The organism is Vibrio misgurnus, from assembly GCF_029635775.1.
GTDB lineage: Bacteria > Pseudomonadota > Gammaproteobacteria > Enterobacterales > Vibrionaceae > Vibrio > Vibrio chanodichtyis.
The window spans coordinates 1,389,157-1,413,229 of sequence record NZ_CP113241.1; the positions used below are offsets into that span (position 1 = coordinate 1,389,157).

The following is a 24,073-nucleotide window of genomic DNA, read 5'->3' on the forward strand; positions in this document are numbered from 1 at the left end:
GTTTGGCTTATCGATAAGGAATAACGAATTATGTGGTATGTGATTTTTGCACAGGATGTCGAGCATTCATTAGCAAAACGCCTTAGTGTGCGCCCACAACATCTGGCGCGTTTACAACAGTTGCAAGACGAAGGTCGCCTACTCACCGCAGGTCCGATGCCCGCGATTGATGCCCAAGACCCTGGTCAAGCAGGTTTTACTGGCTCGACCGTGATTGCAGAATTTGCGTCATTAGCCGCAGCGCAAGCTTGGGCGGATGCCGACCCTTATGTTACTGCAGGCGTTTACGCCCACGTGACGGTGAAACCTTTCAAAAAAGTATTCTGATATGAAAAAAATTGTTCTGTGCAGCGTGCTAGCATCGACGCTGATCCTCGCAGGTTGCAGCTCTGGTGCAGCCGATAAGCAACGTAACCTTGAACTACTGGCGGGCAATCGCGCGAGTTTACTCGCAACTAAGCTGCCGCTGGAAGCTGGCCCGCTGAATATTCTGCGCGCAACCGCTAAAGGCACCAGTATTGAATTGGTCATGGTCTACAATGATGACGCGATCGATGCTAAGCCGACCGAGCAAGTGTTAAACCACGCACTCAATCGCTTCTGTACCAATAACGACACCCGTTCCAACCTCGATGTCGGTCTTAGTTATCGTATTCAAATGCGCAACTCTCGTGGCCAGTTGATGGCCGATCAGTGGGTGACGAAAGAATTCTGTGCTAAGCGCTAACCGCCAGCATTAAGTCATCACGGGTTCGTCGACCGCAACAACTCGATTACCCTTTGCATCAAGGCCTCTGTACGAGGCCTTATTGATTGGTATAGGTGCTAGCGTTAAGCGACCCATTGCTCACGCAGCGCTTGTGCGGCGTTAACCATATTGCTCAGTGCCGCCTCAACTTCTGGCCAACTGCGCGTTTTCAAGCCGCAATCAGGGTTAACCCACAACCGCTCGACGGGAATTTTTTGCGCAGCCTTACCAAGTAACTGCTCAATCCACGCTTGGGTTGGAATATTCGGCGAGTGAATGTCATACACCCCAGGTCCAATCGCATTTGGGTAGTTAAACGCTTCAAACGCTTTAAGCAGTTCCATATTCGAACGCGAGGTTTCAATGGTGATCACGTCCGCATCCAACGCTGCTACCGATTCGATGATGTGATTGAACTCGCTATAGCACATATGGGTGTGGATTTGTGTTTCTGGACGCGCACTGCCTGCGGCAATCTTAAACGCTTGCACCGCCCAGTCTAAATACTGCTGATGATCGCGTTTTTTCAACGGTAGCCCTTCTCGGATCGCAGGTTCATCAATTTGGATAATATTGATCTGCGCATTTTGCAGATCACTCACTTCATCACGCAGCGCTAGCGCCAATTGCTGGGCAATGGTTTGGCGAGCAATATCTTCGCGTGGGAAAGTCCAGCACAGGATAGTGACCGGCCCAGTTAACATGCCTTTCATCTGTTTTGCCGTCAGTGATTGTGCATAACACGACCACTGCACCGTGATCGGTTGTTCACGCTCAATATCCGCCACCACAATCGCGGGTTTAACACAGCGTGAGCCGTAACTCTGCACCCAACCAAATTGTGTGGTTTGAAAGCCGGCCAGATGCTCAGCAAAATATTCCACCATATCATTGCGCTCCGCTTCGCCGTGTACCAGCACATCTAACCCAAGCGCTTCTTGACGTTGCACCGCATCAGCAATATGCCCCTGCAAGGCTTGCACATACTGCTCCTCACTCAATTTGCCTTGCCGATAGGCACTACGCTCAGTGCGGATCTGCGTGGTTTGTGGAAATGATCCGATGGTGGTGGTTGGTAACAGAGGCAAACCTAACACTTGAGCCTGATGATGCGCTCGTTGAGCATACGGTGCACTGCGCTCAGCCAAAGCGGCAGTGATGGTATTCAACCGAGCTTGTACCGAGGCTTTATGCACGGTTGGTGAAGATCGCCGCGCCACAATCGGCTGACTATAAGTCTCACACGCCAAAATGGCATCGGCATCACCTTGCAGCGCACGCCCAAGCAGCGCAACTTCGCTGACTTTTTGTTTGGCAAAGGCAAACCAGCTATGGGCTTCTGCGCTCAATTGCGTTTCTAACTGCAGATCAACCGGACTGTGTAACAGTGAGCAAGAACTGGCGATCCATAACCGCTCACCCAGTTGCGCTTGTACTGGCTGCAACCGCGCAAGGAGTGCGCTGAGATCGGCTCGCCATACATTACGCCCATTGATCACCCCAGCGGAAAGTACCCAATGCGCAGGCAAACACTGAACAATCTGATCGAGTTGATCTGGCGCAGCAGAAATATCAACATGTAAACCATCCACCGGCAAGGTCACAATCTTATCGAGCGTATCCAATACCGAATCAAAATAGGTGGTTAACAGCAGTTTGACTTCGCCACGCAGCACTTGATAAGCCAATTTAAACGCCTCTTGCCAGTGAGGCTTCAGCTCTAGTGCTAAAATCGGTTCATCAATCTGTACCCACGGCACTCCCTGTTTGGCCAATTTAGCCAAAATGGCTTGATAAGCACTCAAAAGGCGCGGTAGCAGTGTTAAGCGATCAAATCCCTCTTCGACTTCTTTACCCAAATACAGATAACTGATCGGGCCAAGCAGCACGGGCTTTACCTGATGCCCCGCTTGCTGAGCTTGATTGATCTCTTCAAACAGCTGTGGCCAACTGAGGTTAAAGCTGTCGTCGGCGCTGAATTCCGGCACAATATAGTGATAGTTAGTATTAAACCATTTGGTCATATCCGCCGCGGCACTGTTCGCGCTACAGCCACAAGCATGATGTGACTGGCCACGCCCGATCCGAAACAGAGTATCTAAATCGGGGAAACCGTGGCGGTGGCGCTTAGGCACATGGCCAAGCAATAAGCTGGTGGTTAGCACATGGTCATACCAAGCAAAATCACCGACGCTCACAAAATCCAGTCCGGCCTCTTTTTGCACTGCCCAGTTTTGTTGACGAATGTGGCTACCCACTTGCTGTAATGCGGCCTGATCAATCTCGCCACGCCAGTACTGCTCCAGCGCAAATTTCAGTTCACGGTGTGTGCCAATTCGCGGATAGCCAAGAATATGTGTCGTGGTCATAAAAAATCCTTCTCAATAATCAAGATCGTTCAAGTTCTATGGTTGATGGTTGATTCAGTACACCAAAAGATGTCTGGATGGCTAAAATATCAAATATTCAGCGCGACAGAACAAGGTCCATTTCTTCAAGTTCTTGATTAGAAATTTTCATGTTAAGCAGATTAATGATTAGTTTATCTTAAAATATTTAGCCATCTGGATGTTTACACCTCTATTTGATCAGCGTAACTTATACCTAAACAACTTGGAGTTGCAGGTAGGCGATAAGTGAGTCCCGATGAGCATAGGCAAACTATGTGATTGGGGTGAGCGAACGCAGCCAACACCGCTGCAACTTCAAGTAGCAAGGGTATTGCCAACATGCCCAATGAGCTTAGGGAACGATGAGAACGACTCATGATAGAGCTGAAACATTTAAAAACGCTGCTGACGTTACGTGAAACCGGATCGCTGACCGCGACAGCAACCGCGCTGCATCTCACCCAGTCTGCCCTCTCCCATCAAATTAAAGATTTGGAAGCGCGCATCGGTGGCCAACTGTTTTTACGTAAAACCCGCCCTGTACGCTTTACCGCGGAAGGGGAAATACTGCTGCGCTTAGCCGCTGATGTGCTACCCAAGATGACGCGTGCCGAGCATGATCTCGCCAGCCTGAAAGAGGATGTGCATGGTCGCCTACACATGGCGATTGAATGCCATTCGTGCTTTCAGTGGTTGATGCCAGCGCTGCGTGAATATCAGTCTCACTGGCCGAGTGTCGCGTTGGATTTTTCTTCCGGCTTCGGCTTTGAGCCACTGCCAGCATTGTTAAGCGGTGAGTTGGATTTGTTGATCACTTCCGATATTTTGCCGCGTTCTGAAATTCACTATGAGCCGTTGTTTGATTTTGAAATGCGCCTGATCACCGGCACTGCTCACCCGTTGGCTGATAAAGCGGTAATTGAGCCACAAGATTTGGCCAACCAAACCATGCTCACCTACCCAGTCCAAAAACAGCGCTTAGATGTGGTCAAACACTTTTTACAGCCAGCCGGAATTGAACCTGCACGTTGGAAGCAAGCGGACAACACCTTGATGCTAGTACAAATGGTTTCTGCCGGTTTAGGCGTCGCCGCCCTGCCTAATTGGGCGATCAGTGAGTTTTCACGCCAAGGTTTGATCACTAGTAAGCCGCTGGGTCGCGGCTTGTGGCGACGGTTATTTGCAGCAATTCGCCACAGTGAAAAAGACAAGCATTATCTACAAGCTTTTTTTGCCACTGCACGCCAGCAATGCAAAAGCCATCTTGAGGGGATCAAGATGGCTTGATAACAAATCTTGTGTATAGCAAGCCTCGTGTATAACCAGCCTAGTGCGGGTAGGATTTGAATTGATTAGACGATGGATCGTATTGGTAGCCAAGCCCGTCGAACTTGCCCACCAAATGTTGCATATCCATTTCATAAGTACTGATCAATTCATCCAAACTGGCACACTCTAAGCGCAGCTTTTCGTTGACGATGCCCAATAAAATCACACTATTAATATTGCGTAGGTTACTCAGATCCATCACATCACTCCTGATTGAATATTTTCACTCAGCGTTTCCGCCCCCCATTAAGCATAGTCGCTATTGGGACAACGGAAAGTGATCACACAAACCTACGCACGGCAGACGCTTAAACCAGAAAATAGAGCGCGTGCAAACCACTCGTCGCCTTCAACAGCAAACACAGTGCAGCAGCTAATTGCCATTTATTGGCGCTAGCCGCAGACAGTAAATGCCAGCACCACACTACACAACCGATGATCAATGCCGCTAAATTTAGCAAGATTGGCTGCACTAATCTGCCGATCTGGTTTTCATCTAACCCATGTATATACGGCAAAATACACAGTGCGATCAGCATGGCCGCGAGCACTCCAACCACAGGTAAAATACGCTGGAATGCTTGTAAGCGTGAACGAGCCAGGCTTAATAACAGATGGGCAAATAACGCTCCGAGCAAAGCAACCGATACTAATACCATCAGCGATGCAGACCAGACTGGCGCTTGACTCGCCAACATCAACACATAGACCAGCGCGAAACCATTGGTGAAATAAAGAACCCACAACGGGCCTTGTTCACGAGTTTTTTGCGTTTGTACTTGTGAATAAAAATAAAATAGCGTCAACGCCACCAATAAAGCGACAAGGTTGAGTGATGCCATCGCCAACCATAATGCGAGCAGCGCAGGCAACAATTTATGCAGCCGACCACGTTGACCGGGGCAAATTTCGCCCTTCACCAACACTAAAGTCATTATGATTTGAGCCCCCAACAGCATTGGGGCGAGTACGGAGAGTAAAGAATCAAGCATAGTAGGCCAATCAGACAGCGAAACAGGTCGCCGATAATAGCAAACCTATGCCAAGAACCCCAAGCATCGTTACCTATAGATACCCAAACAACTTGGAGTTGCAGGTAGACTGCAAGCGAGTTCATCCCCATGAGCATAGACAAATTATGTGCTTGAGGTGAACCAACGTAGTCAACACCGCTGCAGTCAACTGAGATAAAAACCTGGCTATTTGTATGGAGAATGTTGCGCTAGATAGTCAGCGGGCAAGCCGCTATAATGCCGCCCTCTTAATCTTGAGGCGGCCATATGCACAGCGAAATCACCCCTATCCACCACTACAAAAAATACTGGGCCGAATGCTTCGGCACCGCGCCATTCTTACCGACCAGTCGTGAGGAAATGGATCAGTTGGGCTGGGATAGCTGTGACATTATCATTGTAACCGGCGATGCTTATGTCGATCATCCTAGCTTTGGCATGGCGATTATCGGCCGTTTATTAGAAGCGCAAGGTTTTCGGGTTGGAATTATTGCTCAGCCACACTGGCAAACCAAAGACGCTTTTATGGCGCTCGGTAAACCGAATCTATTTTTCGGCGTTACGGCGGGCAATATGGACTCGATGATTAACCGCTATACCGCGGATAAAAAAATTCGCCATGACGATGCCTACACACCAAATAATAAAGGCGGTGTGCGCCCAGATCGTTGCTCGCTGGTGTATTCACAACGCTGCCGTGAAGCTTATAAAGATGTACCAATTGTTCTGGGTGGTATTGAAGCCAGTTTGCGCCGTGTCGCCCATTACGACTACTGGTCGGATAAAGTGCGCCGCTCGGTGCTGTTTGATGCTAAAGCCGATATTCTGCTGTTTGGTAACGCAGAACGTGCCTTGATCGAAGTGGCTCACCGGCTAGCCAATGGTGAAACTATTCAACAGATGACCAATGTCCGCGGTACCGCAGTCAATCTGACTCAAGTGCCAGCCCATTTTAAAATTATCGACTCCACGCGTATTGATCAGCCAAACAAGCCGTTTATCCCGACCAATCCGTACGAAGTGGAAACCCAGTGTGCGACCAAAAATGATGATCAAGCCGCCCAACCGATCACGGTGCGCCCATCTCGCCACGATTGCAAAACCACCGCGGTCCGTCTGCCTTCGTTTGAAAAATTGGTCAATGACCGCATTTTGTACGCCCACGCTAGCCGAGTGTTGCATTTAGAAACCAACCCGTATTCGGGACGCGCGCTGGTGCAGCGTCATGGCGACCGTGAACTGTGGGTAAACTCAGCACCGATCCCGCTCACCACCGAAGAGATGGATTACGTGTTTGGTCTGTACTACGCCCGTGTGCCACACCCGAAATATGGTGATGCCAAGATCCCGGCTTACGACATGATCAAAACCTCAGTCAACATTATGCGTGGCTGTTTTGGTGGCTGTTCATTCTGCTCGATCACTGAGCATGAAGGGCGGATTATTCAAAACCGCTCGCAAGAGTCGATCATCAATGAACTCAAAGAGATCCGCGATAAAGTGCCGGGCTTTACTGGGGTGATTTCCGATTTAGGTGGCCCTACCGCTAACATGTATCGCCTTGGCTGTTCGGATCCGAAAGCGGAAGCCAACTGTCGTCGTCCAAGCTGTGTATTCCCAGGCATCTGTCATAAGCTCAATACCGACCATCGACACACCATCGATCTGTATCGTGAGGCTCGTAACGTACAAGGGATTAAAAAAGTGGTGATCGCCTCTGGCGTGCGCTATGACTTAGCGATTGAATCACCGGAGTATGTGCGTGAATTGGTGACCCATCACGTGGGCGGCTATTTGAAGATTGCTCCTGAGCATACCGAGCAAGGCCCTCTGAGTATGATGATGAAACCGGGCATGGGTACCTATGATCGCTTTAAAGAACTGTTTGAAAAATACAGTGCCGAAGCGGGCAAAAAACAGTACCTGATCCCTTACTTCATCGCCGCTCACCCAGGAACCGAAGATGAAGACATGCTCAATTTGGCGCTGTGGCTAAAAGCCAACAACTATCGCTGCGATCAGGTACAAAACTTCTATCCATCGCCAATGTGTAATGCAACCGCAATGTACCATTCGGAAGTCAACCCGCTGAAACGGGTAAAATACAAGAAACCGGAAAAGGTGCCCGTTGCGAAAGGCGAAGCGCAGCGCCGCTTGCATAAAGCACTACTGCGCTACCATGATCCGGCTAACTGGCCACTGCTACGTGAAGCGTTGATTGCCATGGGTAAACGCCATCTGATTGGCGATCGTGCTGAGTGCCTGATCCCAGAAAAAGATAGCGAGCCGCTCACTCCAGCACAAAGCCGCAAATCGGGTCGTCATGGAACCAACCGTTTTGCGACCAAACATACTCAGAGCCAGCCGGGGTTTGATGCGCTACGCGGTAACAAATCCGCAGGCCAAGGTCGTCCAAACAGTGGTAATAAATCCCATCAGGGCAAACCGTCGGGCAATCAAGCCACTGGTAGCAGACCGACAGCGAATAAGCCTGCGGCAAGCAAATCGGCTCGTGGTGAACAAAACCGCGGCCAATCGGGTCAACGGGGTAACGCTACCGGTGGTAAGTCATCGGGTTCTGGTCGCCCTGCGAGTCGTGGCAATACGCAGCGCCAAGCTCCACGTGCTCGTTAGTGCTATTTCATTGCACCTTACCTATTTTACCCTCCCCCATCATGGGGGAGGTCTGTTCAGAACATCGGTACCACTGACAGCAGTAACAAACCCGCCATCGCACCATTAAACCAACGCACATAACGCGGATGATTCATCCAGTAGCTCAACTGCTTACCGGCCGCGGTCCAGAGGCTGACCGAAGGAATATTCACCAAAATAAACACCAGAGCGATCAATCCTAGCTGCAACCAACTCGCGCTTGGGTTAAACACACTGACCGCGGTCAGCGCCATTGACCAACCTTTAGGATTGACCCACTGAAACAACACCGCCGCCACAAATGACATCGGTTGATACTGCTGATCATGCTGACTCGGGCGACTGAGCGCAATTTTGATCGCCAAATAAACCAAATATACCGTACAAGCTACCTGCAACCCTTGTTGCATCAATGGGTAACGCTGAAACAGTTCGGTTAAGCCAACCCCAACCAGTATCACCATAAAACTAAAGCCGAATGTCACTCCGAGCATATGCGGCATGGTGCGCCAAAAGCCCACATTGGCACCAGAGGTCATTAGCATAATATTGTTCGGCCCTGGTGAAATGGTCGAAACCAAAGCAAACGCCACGAGCGGCGCAAATAAAGCGTGATCCATGGTTATCCGGTTAATCAAATTAATATTGAGAAATAATAATCGTATTTTGACGCAATATTGTGCTTATATAAGCAAATAAAATCTTCAACACACAATAAAACATCATTATGGATCGATTTGACCAAAGAATATTGCACGAGCTACAACAAGATGGCCGTATCTCGAATGTCGAGTTAGCCGAACGGGTCGGGTTATCTCCATCAGCAACGCTAAGACGCGTACAAGATTTGGAACGCAAACAGGTTATTAAAGGTTATCGGGCGATATTGGATAAAACTCAGCTTGAGATCGGTTTTATCGCGTATGTTGCGATTGGTTTAAATAGCCATACCAAGCAATCACAGCTCAGCTTTGAACAACATATCCGCTTTGCGCAAGAAGTGGTCGAATGCCACAATATCACGGGCAATAACGAATATTTACTGCGCGTCGAAAGCCAAGATTTGCCAGCTTATAAACGCTTTCACGCCGATGTGCTGGGCGAGTGTGCCGTGGTGAAATCGATCACCACTATGGTCGTGATGGATTCACCGAAAGATGAGCGACAATAGACCCTCATCCCTTAACCGCGTTAACTTGAAACAATCACCACCGCCCAAGACAATGGTTTAGAGCTGACAACTAAAACGCCTTCCATTGGGAAGGCGTTTTACTTTCAGTTACCGATCAGTATCGGCTATTCCATCAACTCGCCTGCCAATTGTGCGGCGAATGTCTGCTCAGCTGTTTTGGGCTTTTCAGTTGGTGCAAAACCGCGCAGCCCTACCACATGTACGTGTTCATGATCTTTAAACACTTTACGCACCAGTTTGTAGGTCGTCCCTCGCTCTGGGCTGATGTTCTCTGGCGCCGCAATCAGTAGCTGCATATCCAGCCGCTCACACAGCTCAAACAAGGTAGCGATTGATTTGCCATCCAGACGTGCGGCTTCATCGAGGAATAACAGACGACATGGCACAATATCTTTACTGCGCAAACGCCGTGACTCTTCTTCCCAACTCTGTACCACCATCAACAGAATCGATTGTCCCGTACCAATCGCCTCACCAGTCGACAAGGCGCCAGATTCGGCTTGCAGCCAACCATCCGCACCACGGTTCACTTCCACACTCAATTCGAGGTAATTGCGATAATCGAGCAGCTCTTCACCCAGTACTTGCGGTGAACGTTGCCCCATATCGATGTGTGGATTGACCCGTTGGAACAGTTTCGCCATCGCTTCAGAGAAGGTATAGCGGGCGCTTTCAAACAGATCTTTGTGCTGCGCTTGCTGTTCCGCCAAACCTGTCAGCAGAATTTGGTGACTCTCACGCACTTTCACGTTGAGACGCACCCCATTCACCTGGCCAAAGGCGATATTCGACAGGCCTTGGTTGAGCATGCGGATCCGATTTTGCTCACGCTGAATGGTTTTACGAATAATGCTAGCCACCGAATCAGAGCTGATCGCCAAGCGCTGCTCGCGCTGGGTCAGCTCTTCGGTTAAGCGAGCCAATTCCACTTCCATCTCTTCAATCGCTTCGACCGGATCGTCAGTACGAATGATGTCTTGGCGGATACGCTCACGCAGATGCTGATACACCGCAATGTAGAACAGCACTTTACGTTCAGGACGGCTATTATCTTCCGATAGACGCAGCGCATCACGCAGATCTTGGTTGTTGGCTACCGCCAGACGCAGCGCACCGAGTGATTTATCGGACATCGAGCGCAGCTCATCGGCGGATAAGTAAGCCAGCTCACGCTTATGCAAGCGACGCTCGACATCGTTATCGCGCGCCAAGCGCAAGACCGAGCACCAGCCTGCTTTAGCATTGACCACTAAAGTACGCAGCTCTTGATACTCTTTCTCGCCTTTTTTCATGCGCTTGACCAGCGCTTTCATCTCTAGCTCAGTGGCGGTCATCGTGCGTTCATATTCACTCTTACGGCCGCGCGCGGTGTGTAGCTGCTGTTGCAACTCATCACGGCGCAACTGGGCACGCTCAAGTGCGCGATCATCCGCAAGCACGCCAAACTCTTGCAGCTCTTGTTTGAACTCTTGCACCGTTTCTAATTTGGCTTGATGTGAACTTTTCAGTGATGCCAACAGTTGATGGTATTGACTGAGCTGAGCTTGGCGCTGTTTTAGCTCTTCACGGCTGCGAGTGCGCTGACTTTGTGCCTGAACCAACTTGGCTTTAAGCTGCTCACTCAGCTCACTGCTTTGGTTAAGCAGGGCGACCGAATCGGAATACGCAAAATGGTGGCGACGCTCCAGCAGATCCGCCAGCGCAAAAATTTGCGCTTTAAGCTGCTGCAACGCTTGATCCGCTTGCTGGTATTGTTGCTCCAGCGCATCAAACTGCTCAGGGTCAGCCTCGAGTACTGCCGCCACTTTTTCCAACTCACTGATGGTACGACCATGGGCCGCAATAAAGGCTTTCGCTTCACTCAGTTGTTGCAGTTTTTCTTCCAGCTCTTGATAACGCGCTTCCAGCGTCTGTTCATCAAGCAGACTCATTTGCGGCGCGAGTTGATCCAGCGCCGCTAACGCTTGTTTGCTCGCTTGCAATTGGCTACGTAGTTGTTGCTCTTGCGCATCAAACTCACTGATCGAACGCAGCCGCTGGTTACGCTGCTCACGCGCACTGAGCAAGGCTTGCTCAGGATCCGCATCAAACGCGACAGGCAAATGGGTAGCCACAAATTGGTTAAAGCTGGCGTACAGACGTTGCAGTTTTTGCGAATCAAACGCCGCTTTAGCATGCTCTTCCACCACTTGATCGCGCTCTTCACGCAGCAACTCTAAGCGTTGCTCGCGAGCGGCACGCCCAAACAGTGGGATAGCTGGTAGGCGGGAATAGCGAATTTGGCGCTGATTAAGCTGCACGCACACCGCGCCTTCCAGCTCTTGTGCGTTAAATGAACTGTCATCAAACGCATCCACATCACCTTCAATCAGGTACAGATCTTCTGGACAATCATCCAGCTCGATCAATTTTTCTTTGATGCCAGCCAGATCGGAGACCACAATCGCGTGCCGTGCAGGGCCGTACATGGCGCTGAAATACGGCGCATCATCAATCGCAATGTCATCGTAGATTTCTGACAGCAACACACCGCCTAGCGTATCCGCCAGCCCTTTCAGACGGGGATCGTTAGAGCCACCGGGAGAAGCTAAACGCTCAATTTCGTTATCCAGTTTAGTGCGCTGCTCGGCCAGCTTATCTTTGGCCTGTGATTGAACTTTTTCTCGCTCTAGCACTTGCTGCATATGCGCCATCACCGAGTGGCTATCGGCCAGTTCAGCGCCGGTTTGCTCACGCAATGTTTGTAGCGCATCACTGGCTTTGATCCACGCTGGGGCGATCGACTCACAACGGGCAATTTGTGTTTGCAATTCTTGCGCTTGATGGCGTAACTGGCCACGCTGTTCACGGCAGTTTTCCTGCGCACTTTCCAGCTCTTCCAACTGTGCCGTGTGGCGCTCACGCTCTAACTCAACGCTCGCGGCATCATCCAACGCCACGTGATGTTGCTGATGATATTGGCTAGCCAGAGTCAGCACGTTACGCTGCTGCTCAAGCTGACGCGCCACATCACGTTGCTGCGCTTGCCACTGGCTCTCGTTATGCAGCGTATGCTCGGCATCCCGTGCTTGACGTAGCAATTGTTGAGCTTGATTGGCAGCGTCACTGCGCGCCACCTCACCTTGCACACGCGTCACCAGTTCAAATGCATGGTTGAACTGCTGCGCCGCCGCCGCGGACATATCCAGCTTGTGTTTGAGTGCCAAGAGCTCGCTGGTGCGCGTTTCCTGCTCCGCTTTCAACTGAGCGGCTAACGCCTGTGCACTTTGCGCAGTCAGCTCTGGCTTGCCGAGTAAAGCGCGCGCTTTATCGAGCGCTTGCACGGCTTGTTGATATTGCAAAGCGCGCGTTTGCTGCACATCAAGCGCTTGCTGATAATCGGCCAGTTGTGATTTAAGGCTATCAACTTCCTCTTCGGTGATCGTGGCCTGCTCTTCTGCCATCATCACCTGTTGATCCGCCTCTTCGACCACCATCAATTGCTCTTCAAGGCGGAAGCTCAGCTCTTCAAGATCATCTTGATAACGCTCAATTTTTTCTTGCTGACGCAGGGCATTTTGCACCAACTGCAAGTGATCAGATGCGCCTTGGTGATCTTGCTCTAACGCGGTTTCTTGCTCCAGCAACAGAGCTAATTCTTGATGAACACGGTTCAGCAACTGGTTTTGTTCAATCAAGGTGCTCCGTGAAGCAAACAGTTCACTACGCAGTGCCAAAGTTTGCCCCACTTTATGGTGTCGATCATTGGCGTGGCGCATGTAGTCAGCGGCCACATAGTGGGTCGATTCAGTGATCAGGTGTTTGAACAGATCGCGATCCGCTTGCGTGGTTTTGATCGCTTCCAGCGTCATGCGGTTTTCACGTAGCGCCGATTCCATATCTTGGAAGGCTTTTTTCACGCCACCATTTTGCGGCAGCAGGTAATCTCGTAGTGAGCGAGTGATCGCACTGGAAATACCGCCATAAAGCGACGCTTCAATCAAACGGTAGAATTTTGAACGATCTGAGCTATTGCGCAGTTTTTTCGGGATCACGCCAAATTCAAACATCTGTGCGTGGTAGTCAACAATCGACGGGAAAGATTTGCAGTGCGCGCCTTCAATCTGGCTGACCGCCTCTTTCACTTCATTGATTTGACGAACCCGCGCGTGCTTATCCGACACGGTTTCAATCAAGATATCGGTCGGCTTGATATGGCTTGGCAAGCCTTGGATCAAGAACGGCTTGATATCGACTTTCTTATCACGTCCAGCCACTTGTTGTAGCTTGACCGCAAACAGTAGCCGTTGGTTACGTGAGTTGACCACATCCAGCGCAGCGTAACACGCGCCGGCTTGCAGTTTGCCGTACAAGCCTTTATCACGTGAGGCGTGTGAGCTACCCGCTTCGGTAGTGTTACGGAAATGGAGCAGGCTTTGGTCTGGGATCAAAGCGGTAATAAACGCCGCCATGGTGGTCGACTTACCGGCACCGTTACCACCCGATAAGGTGGTCACTAAATTATCAATGTCAAAAGTACGTGCAAAGAAGCCGTTCCAGTTGATCATGGTTAGCGATTGATATTTACCTCGTTCAATCATGCTTCATCTTCCCACTCGGTTTGCTCTTCATCGTACTCGCTGGCTGCATGGTACTCACTGGCTGAGTTGTACTCATTGACTGAATGATGCAGCAGGCTTTGTTGGCTCGGCTCTGGAGTATGCACCACCGCTTCACCATCACGGATCAGGCGCAGCTGCGCCTCACGCACATCACCACCCAAACGCACGTCTGCACCAAAACGAAATACTGCTTCAGTAATGCGAAATTTGGCCGTATCACCAATGGTGATCACCATGCCAAGGCGACGTAAACGACGCAGCGAAGTGCGCACTTTTTCAAATAATTTTTCACGGTCCAGATCTGAGCCGCTGGCACGGTTGGTGACCAGCTTCATTAATTTCTTCTCTTCCACCAGCGTCAACAGCTCATCGTACAACTCTTGGTTGGTGAAAATGCCTTCATGGGCCAAACGCTCGGGGCTCAAATACAGAAAACACAGCACTTTACCGACCAGCATATCCAGCTCAGACAGTACACTGCGGTTAATCAGCGAGCTTGAACGAGGACGCAGGTAGAAAAAGCCTTCTGGCGCGCGCACCAGTTCAGTGTGATAACGTTGGTAAAACAGCGCTAAATCCAGCTCAAAATCAGACAAAAATGCGTGATTATCCAGATCATCACTGGCCACATGCCGCCCCGCACGCAACAAACTATCGAGTGCTGGAAACAGCGGATTGGCGATCGCTTTGGCCAGATTCTCTGGCATGTATTGATTAATATCGGTCGATGACATTCGCTTGTACCTTTGCGCCAAAATCGTTAATCGCTGTCCAGTTCGGCTGGATAGCGCGGTAATCAGACTCGGAGTAACCGAGCCTCACCGCTTGGTCGACAACCATTCGGGCTAAATCAAAATGATGAGTGCGTGGATGACTGGCTAAGTAGTCGCGAAGTACCTGGGCTAAATCCAGCGCGCTGCCCTGCTCTTTATGCACTTTCAGCATATGGCTAATTCGCTCAGCCAATTCGTCATTCACTTGTTGCAGTGGTTGGTATTCCACCTCGGTAGGCACTTGGCCGGTGACTTCATCATCACGTAGCGCCAGAGTCTCATCACGCAGATCCGATAAACGTTCGGCCTCAGCGTAAGTGAGGTACCAAGGCTGTTCAAAATAGTCGCTCAACGATTGACGCAGGCGCTGGCTAAACGCCCGATTCTGATCCATGTCAATCGCGGTACGAATAAACTTATGCACGTGGCGGTCGTAGCCGATCCAAAGATCGATCGCCTGCTGTCCCCAACTGGTAATCCGATCGAGCTTCATCTGCAACGCAAACAGCGTCTCTTCGATAAAGTCCAATTCCAAATTGCCATACACGCACTCTTGGAGATCAAGAATTTGGGTTTGCAACTCATCGCCCGCCGCTTGCAGAGTATCTTGCAGCTCTCGCAACGTCGCCGAGGTTTCCGACAGCAAGGCTTCACAGTTGTTGATCGCATCGCGCCAATCTTTATTTAACAGCTCGGCGATCTGCTGTTTGACCGACTGTTGCTGCTCATCCATCACTCGCTGGTTGAGATCGATGCGGTCAAAAATTTCACTGACCGAATATTTGAGCACCCCAAACACGTTTTTGCGCCAGTGTGCCGCATTGCCGCCCTGCTGCGCCGATTGCAACGCTTTGGCCATTTCATCGGCCACCATCGAGAGCTGGATCGATAACTTGAGTTTGGAAAATTGACGATGCCGCACGTAGTAATCGGAGATACCGATCGCTAAAGGCGTTAACCGATACAGGCTCGCGCCTTCGGTCATTTCGCTGGTAAAGCGGCTCAGTAGTCGCTGCTTAACCAGATCATTAATCGCATTATTGGCTCGAAAAGCAGAAGCTTCGCCCGACTCTGCAAACATGCGTGTGACTATCGCAAATGCATCGTGCAGTTCCCCTTCGCCGAGCTCTTCATCAAATCTTTCGTTACCGAGCACCGCTATCGCCAGCAAAAATGCCAAGCGCTCAGTCGGTAGATTCAATGAGAAGTCATACTGTTTGACCCAACTGACCAATTCGTCGATCGGTTTTTGCACAGTATCCTGAGTAAACTCACTCATTGTATTTCCTGTTCTTGTTTTTTCTGAGCCCATACATGAATGTATCGGCCCAATGAGAGGTAAGGCTCCTGACGGCAGAATTTGCGCTCCAGTGCGAGCAAATCCTCATACTGATATTCGCCCATGTTTTTCATGTTGCCGATGTAATCACTGAAACAGCGAATACCGGATTTTCCGCAGATCTCAAACCCCGCCTGTTCGATCCATTGGTAGACCTCTTCAGGGCGTAAGCCTTGCTGCGGTTGTAATTTGAATCGTTTACGGTGTGGCATATCTTCTAGCACGTGTGGAATGTTGCCACACACCGCATTCTTGTAAACTAAACCGTGATAGTTGTAAAACATCACCGATGCCATACCACCGGGTTTAACTTGTGCCAACACGTTTTGTAACGCAGGCTTAGGATCGGCCAGCCACTCCATCACCGCATGAAATAACAACACATCAACCGGTTCGCTAAGATGCTGTTGAATGGTCTGCACCGATGAGTGAACCAACCGATACTGCTCACGCAGGCCTTGGTTGGCAATCTCTTGCTCAGCCAATTGCAACATTTGTGAAGAAAGATCACATAAAGTGACGTGATGACCAAGCCGAGCGATTTTTTGCGAAAGTTGCGCCAAGCCTCCCCCTGCATCCAATATGTGCAAAGGTGCATTTGATGCATTGAATTGAGCGAGTAATTGCTGCAAATCTTCCCAAACAATGACTTGGCGGATCTCGCCTTTGTCAGAGCCGTAAATATTTTTTGCAAATTTGTGGGCAATATTGTCGAAATTACGGTCTTCAGTCACAGTAGCTTGAGTTATGATAATCCATCGTGCCCGCTATTCTGTCACAGGAATAGCAGGAATAAAGAGGCTTCGACTCTTTTTATATTCAAGTGCTGTTTTTTCGGACTGTTTTCACTATGTTTGAGCTGAAAAAAATTTTTTCTTCGCTGTTGATGCCATTGCCAGCGCTGCTGATCCTTGGTTTTCTCGGCTTGATGCTGATCATGTTCACTGCCAAACGCAAAACTGGCTGTCTGGTGGTTTTATTCTCACTCTCTGGATTGTTTCTGGTCTCCTTTCAACCGGTTGCCACTCGTTTATTAATGCCACTTGAGCGCGCTTACACCGCCTTTTTACCGGTCGAAGGCTCGCTCGATTACATAATGGTGCTCGGCAATGGTCATGTTGTGGATGATGATATACCACCGACCTCGGAACTCACTCGCGCGGCATTAATGCGCTTAAGTGAAGGTATTCGTATTTACCGCATGTACCCAGGTTCCAAATTAATTCTCTCCGGCTATGCCGGCGGCAGTGAAGTCAGCCACGCGCGGATGATGGCGCGAGTCGCCCTCGCGCTTGGCGTACCCAAATCCGATATTATTTTGCTGGAAACCGCCAAAGATACCTGGGAAGAAGCGCGCCAAGCAGCGGCATTTGTGCAGCAAAAGCGTATGGTATTAGTAACATCGGCCAGCCACATGAAACGCGCCATGCGCGAATTTCAATCAGCAGGTCTAACCCCGATTGCGGCACCGACCAATTACTTAGGTCATCTGAATATTATTCAGCCTTGGGACAAGTACATTCCAAAATCACGCTATCTTGAACAAACTGAGCTATTTTGGTACGAAAGCTTAGGGCTACTGTGGCAAACGCTACGCGATAGCGTGGTGGGTGATGCCAGTCCTGCACCTGAAACGAAACCGGTCAATGTCACGCTGGCCGATTAACCACCGGTTATGCCTTAGTCTGTTCGACTCGCAACAGCGATAGTGCACATTCGCTATCCTGTTGCGATTGCGGATTGATTTAAGGTACAAGGTCAATAAGCTATCACTGCTAGACCTATCAATTCAGAAATAAGTTACCGTTTGATGAATGAATTTGATTGCAGTTGCTGGCGGCGCAGTCTAAAATTCACCCGCAAATGATAAAACCAATATGATTGTAAACCGCTGTTTTTCGGCGGTTTTTGTATTTTATTACTTTAGGCATCATGATTGTTACGCCCAAGATACGTTATGTGTGGTGACTCGCACTCCAAGTATCATAGCTTGCTCAATCTCGCCTTACCTGCTGATTTAATTCACCAATAACATTCGCTGACATCAGCAGTCATCGATAGGAACACTCTATGGCTACGATAAAAGATGTGGCGCGCCTTGCTGGTGTGTCAACCACCACCGTTTCCCACGTGATCAACAAAACTCGCTTTGTGGCAGAAACCACCCAAGAAAAAGTGATGGAAGCGGTGCAACAACTTAACTACGCACCAAGTGCTGTGGCACGCAGTTTAAAGTGTAATACCACACGCACGATCGGCATGTTAGTGACTCAATCGACCAATCTCTTCTTCTCTGAAGTGATCGATGGGGTGGAAAGCTACTGTTACCGCCAAGGTTATACCTTGATCCTATGTAACACTGGCGGCATTTATGAAAAACAGCGAGATTACATTCGGATGCTCGCCGAAAAGCGGGTCGATGGTATTTTGGTGATGTGCTCTGATCTCACCCAAGAACTACAAGCCATGCTGGATGTGCATAAAGACATTCCGAAAGTGATCATGGACTGGGGGCCTGAAACTTCCAATGCGGATAAGATCATTGATAACTCAGAAGAAGGTGGCTATCTGGCGACCAAGTATCTGATTGAGCACGGACACCGCGACATTGCTTGCTTAAGTGGTCATTTCATCAAGGCGGCCTGCCAAGAGCGTATTCAAGGTTTTCGCCGCGCAATGGCAGAGGCCAATTTACCCATCAATCAAGATTGGATTTTAGAAGGCAACTTTGAGTGTGATACTGCGGTGCTAGCGGCCGATAAGATCATCGCGATGGATAAACGCCCCAGTGCTGTATTTTGCTTTAATGACACGATGGCGTTAGGTCTCATCAGTCGCTTACAGCAAAAAGGGATCCGCGTGCCAGAAGATATGTCGGTGATTGGCTACGACAATATTGAATTGGCCGAGTATTTCTCGCCGCCATTAACCACGGTGCACCAACCGAAACGCCGCGTAGGTAAAAATGCGTTCGAAATCTTACTGGAACGGATTAAAGATAAAGAGCATGAACGGCGAATTTTTGAAATGCATCCTGAAATTGTCGAACGGGATACCGTAAAAGACTTGACAAAATCCTAACTTACTTGAAAATTCACACCATCTATATTTGAAAGCTTGTCACATAAATCTGACAAACCTCATATAGAAAGAGTAGGATTAGTTCTGCGTATTCTCATAATTGAAACATTAAACTGTGAGAATGCGCTAAGAATGACTGATTTTTATCAGGAAGAATGTCACGCACAGGGCAAACCATTTGAAAGAGTGGGACGCAAAGCCTCCGGCCTAAACCAACAACTTGGTAGGTAGCGGGGTTGCCGATGGCAAAAATGCATACAGGCTGTTGACTGATTATTGACACCTTGGCTGCATGTTTTTGCTAATTTTCTCGGGCCTGATTTGGTGGCGTAGGTAACAATACTCCGAGACTAACAGCATGGATAAACCAGTATTAAAAGATTCAATGCGGCTCTTTGAGCAGCTAGGACGTGTGAAATCTCGTTCAATGTTTGGTGGCTTTGGTATTTTTGTCGACGATACAATGTTTGCACTTGTGGTCAACGATACGCTGCACATCCGTGCCGATGAAGCCTCGATTGAAAAATTCAAACAACAAGGTTATGCCCCATACGTTTACAAAAAACGTGGCTTCCCTGTCGTGACCAAGTATTACGCTCTGCCTGACAATTGCTGGAGTGATCCAGCCTCAATTCTAACTGAAGCTCATACCGCGCTTGATGTGGCTAAAGCAGAGCGTGAAACGCAAGCCCAAACCAAACCTGACCGTTTAAAAGATCTGCCTAACCTGCGTTTAGCGACCGAAAGAATGCTCAAGAAAGCCGGCATTGAAACGGTCGCCTCTCTCCAATCCAACGGCTCTGTCGCTGCCTATAAAGCCATTCAGCGTACTCATACTGCCGAGGTGAGCTTAGAGTTGCTGTGGGCCTTAGAAGGCGCAATTGAAGGTAAACACTGGTCGGTGATCCCACAGCAGCGCCGTGATGAGCTGTTAAGCCATCTCTAGATTAGTGTGATGATAACACTCACCGCGTCAAGCACAGAGTTCGCGACATAAATACCCAACCCGCGCCAATCATGGCGCGGGTTTTTTATTGCTCAATCACTCATCGGTATACCGGCCGCCGTTATCGTGATCAGCTAGGGCTAAATGCCGCGCTTAACGGATCTGACGCTGAATAAACTCGATTGAATGCTGATTGAACAGCTCCGGCTGCTCAACATTACACACATGCCCACAATTGGGGATCTCGTACAGCTCACTTTGTGTGTGCAGCGCCACCATCTCTTTAACCGGATGAATGAACATGTAATCTTTCTCACCCATCAGATATAAGGTGGGGATTGGCAATTCACGGTCACGGAAATAACGCATCAAAGGATTAACTTCAGCGGTTAAAGTGAACCAACGTTTAAACTCTTTTTGACACAGTTTTTGCGCTTCACGAATAAATAGATGACGTGACTCTTTTTGGCTACGCTGTGGCATCACAACGTAAGCAAACAGTCGATATAACCACATGTAAGGGATGATATGTTTGCTCCAATGCCCAAGCTTAACCAGCACTTGTGAACGAGTATTGAGCCGCGTGACTGCCCCACCCAGCACCATCGAGTTAACACGATGAGTGGCAAGCTCAGCCAGATTACGCACTATGATGGTACCGAGCGACATACCAACAAAATGCGCCGACTGAATTTTCAGGTGATCAAGCACGCGCAATACATCCAGTGTCACACTTTTGAAAGTGTAACGATTGGCAATCCAGCCTTTCAGTAAGGGATTCGATTTCCCGTGCCCACGCAAGTCAATCAACAATAAATTGAAATGCTGACGATAAGCTTTGATTTGCTTAAACCAGATCGCAGAGCTGCCCCCTGCGCCATGCACAAAAACCACCCACTCATGGCTGGTAGGATGGTGATACGTTTTATGAAATAGCACTTTTTCGGCAATCGTCGTCATTGGCACCTCTTTATAATGCAGGCCAAGACTAGCATAATCTGCGAGCTGGGCATCAGGCGAGTTGTAAGAAACTGTTGTCTCAGCATAAAAAACTAAAGCATTAAAAAATCAAGGCACTAAACAGTGCCTTGGAAGGTAGTACCTTGCGAGTTTTCCAATTTCAGTTAACCAAATCGCGCTAACTGATACATCTTGATATAGTCTTGAGCTGATACTTGCCAACTGAAGTTTTGCAGCATCGCACGTTGTTGCACTTTGCTCATCTCTGCTGGTTGCTGCAAATAAAACAGCAATGCCCGCTGCATAGTAATTAGCAAAGCTTCCGCTGTCGGCTCTTGATAACTAAAACCAGTCGCCTGCTCTGGGAATTTATCGTAATCGTTGACCGTATCTTTTAACCCACCGACTTCTCGTACAATCGGCAGCGTGCCATAAGCCATACTGTAGATCTGATTCAGTCCACAAGCCTCAAACTCTGAAGGCATTAAGAAAAAATCAGAGCCAGCTTCAACCCAGTGCGCTAAACGTTCACTATAAGTTTCAACAAAAGCCAATTGATCTCGATGTTGATGCGCCAACTTACTCAGCCGAGCGGCAACCTCTGGCTCGCCAGTCCCAACGATGACCACTTGGACACGGTTACGCAAAAAAGGCTCTAAAATGGGTAACAGGTAGTGAAAGCCCTTTTGGTGGGTAAGTCGACACACCATACCAAATAGAGGCACATCGCTCACCGGTAAATGCAGCTCAGCTTGTAAGGCTTGTTTACACAAAGCCTTACCTTGGCGCATTGAATCAGGATCTTCACTATAAGTTACCGGTAGATAGTGATCGTTACGAGGGTTCCATTCACGATAATCGCAACCATTGACTATGCCATGTAAATCGCGCGCTCGGCGTACAAAATCATCCACTAATCCATGCGCTCCCAGCGAAGTTAACAACTCAGAGGCATAATTGGGGCTAACCGCATTAATCTTATCCGCAAAGGCAATTCCGGCACGCAGCATGCTGACGTGGTCATAGCCATATTGTAAAAACTCCATTCCCGATAAATTTAACTCAGGAATAATTTCCAACTGATGATAAGAAAAAATCCCTTTGAACATGGCATTGTGTATTGTCAGCACACTTTTGACCCGCTCAAAAAAGGGGTCATAGCGATAACGGGTTTTCAGCAAGAACGGAACTAAGCCGGTATGCCAATCATTAGCGTGAATAATATCCGGCTGGATGCCTAACTTAGGCAATACATCCAAACACGCGGCACAGAAAAAACCAAACCGTTCACCGTTATCGGCGTACGCCTGATTACTCTCCGCATACAACGCTGGGCGGTCAAAATAAGCGGGACAATCGAATAAATAGACCGGGATACCTTCCACATCACATTTCAGCACTCGATATTGAGTATGCGGCCAATGGGTGAGCTCAGTGTCCAGCACCAGCTCTGCATCTTCCCGGCCCGGCACTGCGCGATAAGCAGGCAGCGCAATGGCCACCTGCTGATGTAACGCTTTCAACGCCTGTGGTAATGCTTTCGCGACATCGGCCAAGCCACCACTTTTTACCAGCCCCTGTACTTCTGAAACGGTAAACCAAACGTTGAGCTGTTCCATTCTAAAATCCTACCTTACTGCCTTTTTCAATCACCACTATCCCCTCATCGGAAACGTGGAAGCGTTTTCTATCCAATTCCAAATCTTCACCAATAATGGTTCCGGGGGCAATTTCGACATTCTTATCGATAATCGCGCGCTTAATCATACATCCCGCGCCAATTTTTACATCACCCAAGATCACCGATTCACTAATCAAAGAGCCAGCGGCTATATTACAGCGAAAGCCGAGTACCGATTTGTAAATCGTCGCACCTTGGATATAGCAACCTCCCGAAAGCAAGCTGTCGGTTACTTTATTTTTCTTCTCGTTGACATCCACCAAGGTGACAGGCGGTAGTGGTGGATAATAAGTATGCAATGGCCAATGACGGTTATACAAAGAGAAAGAGGGATCTTTGTCGAGCAGATCCATATGCGCTGACCAATAAGACTCAATGGTACCCACATCACGCCAATAGGCCGACCCTTTCTCCCCTTTAATTTTGTTGGTGGTAAAATCGTACACGTACACTTGTCCACACGGGAACATTTTAGGGATGATATCTTTACCAAAATCATGACTCGAATGGGGATCCTCGGCATCATCACGCAATTCTTTACTTAAGGTATCCGCTTCAAAGATGTAGTTGCCCATTGAAACCAATGCCCACTCAGGCTCGCCTGGGATCGATTTCGGCTGGCTAGGTTTTTCCTCAAAGCCGATCATTTTGCCATTTTGATCAACTTCAATCACGCCAAACTGAGATGCTTGGCTGATTGGCATGCGCAGTGCGGAGACCGTCAGCTCAGCCCCCATCCGACGATGAAAATCGAGCATTTGGCGAATATCCATTTTGTAGATATGGTCTGAGCCAAAAATACAAACTTGATCCGGTGACACAATTTCCACAAAACGTAAGTTCTGATAAATCGCATCCGCCGTTCCTTCGTACCAACGTTTACCATCACGCATCTGCGCAGGAATAATATCGATAAAACGATCGGTGATCCCAGAGAGGTTCCAGCCTTTTTTCATATGAATGTAAAGAGATTGCGATTTAAACTGAGTTAATACATAAATCCGCATTAAATCCGCATTTACAAAATTGTTTAATGCAAAGTCAATTAAGCGATAGCTACCACCAAAAGGAACTGCCGGTTTGGTACGGGTTTCTGTCAACGGTTTCAACCGTGACCCTTCACCGCCCGCCAAAATCATGCCTAATACTCCAGCCATATGCCATTCTCCATTTTTATATTATTTACCGCACCACAAAATAATCTTTACTTTGGGGGGATGGTGCGGAGCTCCATGCTAACCAACTGTCAGTTAATCAGTACAACTATCAAGATATTGAACAACAATGCAATCGGTTGATTATAAGTTATCGAATTTATCGCCGAATACCAATCAATTTTTAATCATTTGCGTACTAAAAATGAGC

At 48.9% G+C, this 24,073-nt stretch carries 19 protein-coding genes and 1 riboswitch; of the genes, 8 read left to right on the forward strand and 11 right to left on the reverse strand.

Features of this window, described 5'->3' with window-relative positions:
• The first annotated feature begins 30 nt into the window (after positions 1-30).
• Together OOK74_RS06530 and OOK74_RS06535 are read left to right on the forward strand one after the other, a co-directional pair.
• Positions 31-327, forward strand: a complete 297-nt coding sequence (locus OOK74_RS06530; RefSeq protein WP_166014858.1) for a YciI family protein — start codon at positions 31-33, stop codon at positions 325-327.
• A 1-nt stretch (position 328) separates the two neighbouring features.
• Positions 329-727: a GspS/AspS pilotin family protein gene (locus tag OOK74_RS06535; RefSeq protein ID WP_166014857.1), complete on the forward strand. Its 399-nt coding sequence runs from the start codon at positions 329-331 to the stop codon at positions 725-727.
• A gap of 104 nt (positions 728-831) precedes the next feature.
• Here OOK74_RS06535 and metE read toward each other — a convergent pair whose 3' ends face one another.
• Entirely contained in the window at positions 832-3,117 is a 2,286-nt protein-coding gene (gene metE, locus OOK74_RS06540; RefSeq protein ID WP_274721470.1) for a 5-methyltetrahydropteroyltriglutamate--homocysteine S-methyltransferase, read from the reverse strand.
• Between the two features lie 396 nt (positions 3,118-3,513).
• On the opposite strand from metE, the gene metR reads away from it, so the two are divergent.
• Positions 3,514-4,425, forward strand: coding sequence for an HTH-type transcriptional regulator MetR (metR, locus tag OOK74_RS06545; protein WP_274721469.1), 912 nt, complete (start codon positions 3,514-3,516; stop codon positions 4,423-4,425).
• Between the two features lie 40 nt (positions 4,426-4,465).
• Here metR and OOK74_RS06550 read toward each other — a convergent pair whose 3' ends face one another.
• Together OOK74_RS06550 and OOK74_RS06555 are read right to left on the reverse strand one after the other, a co-directional pair.
• Positions 4,466-4,666 carry a DUF4250 domain-containing protein gene (locus OOK74_RS06550; RefSeq protein ID WP_274721468.1) on the reverse strand — a complete coding sequence of 67 codons (201 nt, stop codon included), beginning with the start codon at positions 4,664-4,666 and terminating at the stop codon, positions 4,466-4,468.
• Between the two features lie 109 nt (positions 4,667-4,775).
• The gene (locus tag OOK74_RS06555; protein ID WP_274721467.1) at positions 4,776-5,459 is read right to left on the reverse strand and encodes a hypothetical protein; all 684 of its coding nucleotides are present in this window, start codon (positions 5,457-5,459) and stop codon (positions 4,776-4,778) included.
• A gap of 288 nt (positions 5,460-5,747) precedes the next feature.
• On the opposite strand from OOK74_RS06555, the gene OOK74_RS06560 reads away from it, so the two are divergent.
• Positions 5,748-8,114: a YgiQ family radical SAM protein gene (locus OOK74_RS06560; protein WP_278182454.1), complete on the forward strand. Its 2,367-nt coding sequence runs from the start codon at positions 5,748-5,750 to the stop codon at positions 8,112-8,114.
• Positions 8,115-8,170: 56 nt separating this feature from the next.
• Here the strand turns inward: OOK74_RS06560 and OOK74_RS06565 are convergent, their stop codons facing one another.
• Entirely contained in the window at positions 8,171-8,755 is a 585-nt protein-coding gene (locus OOK74_RS06565; RefSeq protein WP_274721465.1) for a LysE family translocator, read from the reverse strand.
• 107 nt (positions 8,756-8,862) lie between these two features.
• On the opposite strand from OOK74_RS06565, the gene OOK74_RS06570 reads away from it, so the two are divergent.
• Positions 8,863-9,306 carry an Lrp/AsnC family transcriptional regulator gene (locus OOK74_RS06570; RefSeq protein WP_274721464.1) on the forward strand — a complete coding sequence of 148 codons (444 nt, stop codon included), beginning with the start codon at positions 8,863-8,865 and terminating at the stop codon, positions 9,304-9,306.
• Between the two features lie 125 nt (positions 9,307-9,431).
• On the opposite strand, the gene mukB is transcribed toward OOK74_RS06570, so the two are convergent.
• Genes mukB through cmoM form a run of 4 tightly spaced genes read right to left on the reverse strand, consistent with a single transcriptional unit; the run spans position 9,432 to position 16,774 of the window.
• On the reverse strand, positions 9,432-13,907 hold the full coding sequence (mukB, locus tag OOK74_RS06575) for a chromosome partition protein MukB (RefSeq protein ID WP_274721463.1): 4,476 nt from the start codon (positions 13,905-13,907) through the stop codon (positions 9,432-9,434).
• Entirely contained in the window at positions 13,904-14,662 is a 759-nt protein-coding gene (mukE, locus tag OOK74_RS06580; protein WP_274721462.1) for a chromosome partition protein MukE, read from the reverse strand. The genes mukB and mukE overlap by 4 nt, the downstream gene beginning before the upstream one ends.
• Complete coding sequence (mukF, locus tag OOK74_RS06585; RefSeq protein ID WP_274721461.1) at positions 14,643-15,980, reverse strand: chromosome partition protein MukF; 1,338 nt, start codon at positions 15,978-15,980, stop codon at positions 14,643-14,645. The genes mukE and mukF overlap by 20 nt, the downstream gene beginning before the upstream one ends.
• Positions 15,977-16,774, reverse strand: coding sequence for a tRNA uridine 5-oxyacetic acid(34) methyltransferase CmoM (gene cmoM / locus OOK74_RS06590; RefSeq protein WP_274721460.1), 798 nt, complete (start codon positions 16,772-16,774; stop codon positions 15,977-15,979). Before cmoM ends, mukF begins: the two co-directional genes overlap by 4 nt.
• A 116-nt stretch (positions 16,775-16,890) precedes the next feature.
• Between cmoM and elyC the strand changes: the two genes are divergently transcribed.
• The 3 genes from elyC (at position 16,891) to OOK74_RS06605 (ending at position 20,067) form a co-directional block, all read left to right on the forward strand.
• Positions 16,891-17,706, forward strand: coding sequence for an envelope biogenesis factor ElyC (gene elyC / locus OOK74_RS06595; protein ID WP_274721459.1), 816 nt, complete (start codon positions 16,891-16,893; stop codon positions 17,704-17,706).
• A gap of 404 nt (positions 17,707-18,110) precedes the next feature.
• Positions 18,111-19,121: an HTH-type transcriptional repressor PurR gene (purR, locus tag OOK74_RS06600; RefSeq protein WP_166014846.1), complete on the forward strand. Its 1,011-nt coding sequence runs from the start codon at positions 18,111-18,113 to the stop codon at positions 19,119-19,121.
• Positions 19,122-19,279: 158 nt separating this feature from the next.
• Positions 19,280-19,365: riboswitch (cyclic di-GMP riboswitch) on the forward strand.
• A gap of 114 nt (positions 19,366-19,479) precedes the next feature.
• Positions 19,480-20,067, forward strand: a complete 588-nt coding sequence (locus OOK74_RS06605; protein WP_277207193.1) for a TfoX/Sxy family DNA transformation protein — start codon at positions 19,480-19,482, stop codon at positions 20,065-20,067.
• 153 nt (positions 20,068-20,220) lie between these two features.
• Here OOK74_RS06605 and OOK74_RS06610 read toward each other — a convergent pair whose 3' ends face one another.
• The 3 genes from OOK74_RS06610 to glgC form a co-directional block, all read right to left on the reverse strand.
• Positions 20,221-21,027, reverse strand: coding sequence for an alpha/beta fold hydrolase (locus OOK74_RS06610; protein WP_274721457.1), 807 nt, complete (start codon positions 21,025-21,027; stop codon positions 20,221-20,223).
• A gap of 164 nt (positions 21,028-21,191) precedes the next feature.
• Positions 21,192-22,646, reverse strand: a complete 1,455-nt coding sequence (glgA, locus tag OOK74_RS06615; RefSeq protein ID WP_274721456.1) for a glycogen synthase GlgA — start codon at positions 22,644-22,646, stop codon at positions 21,192-21,194.
• A 1-nt stretch (position 22,647) separates the two neighbouring features.
• Complete coding sequence (gene glgC / locus OOK74_RS06620; protein ID WP_274721455.1) at positions 22,648-23,865, reverse strand: glucose-1-phosphate adenylyltransferase; 1,218 nt, start codon at positions 23,863-23,865, stop codon at positions 22,648-22,650.
• Between the last annotated feature and the right edge of the window lie 208 nt (positions 23,866-24,073).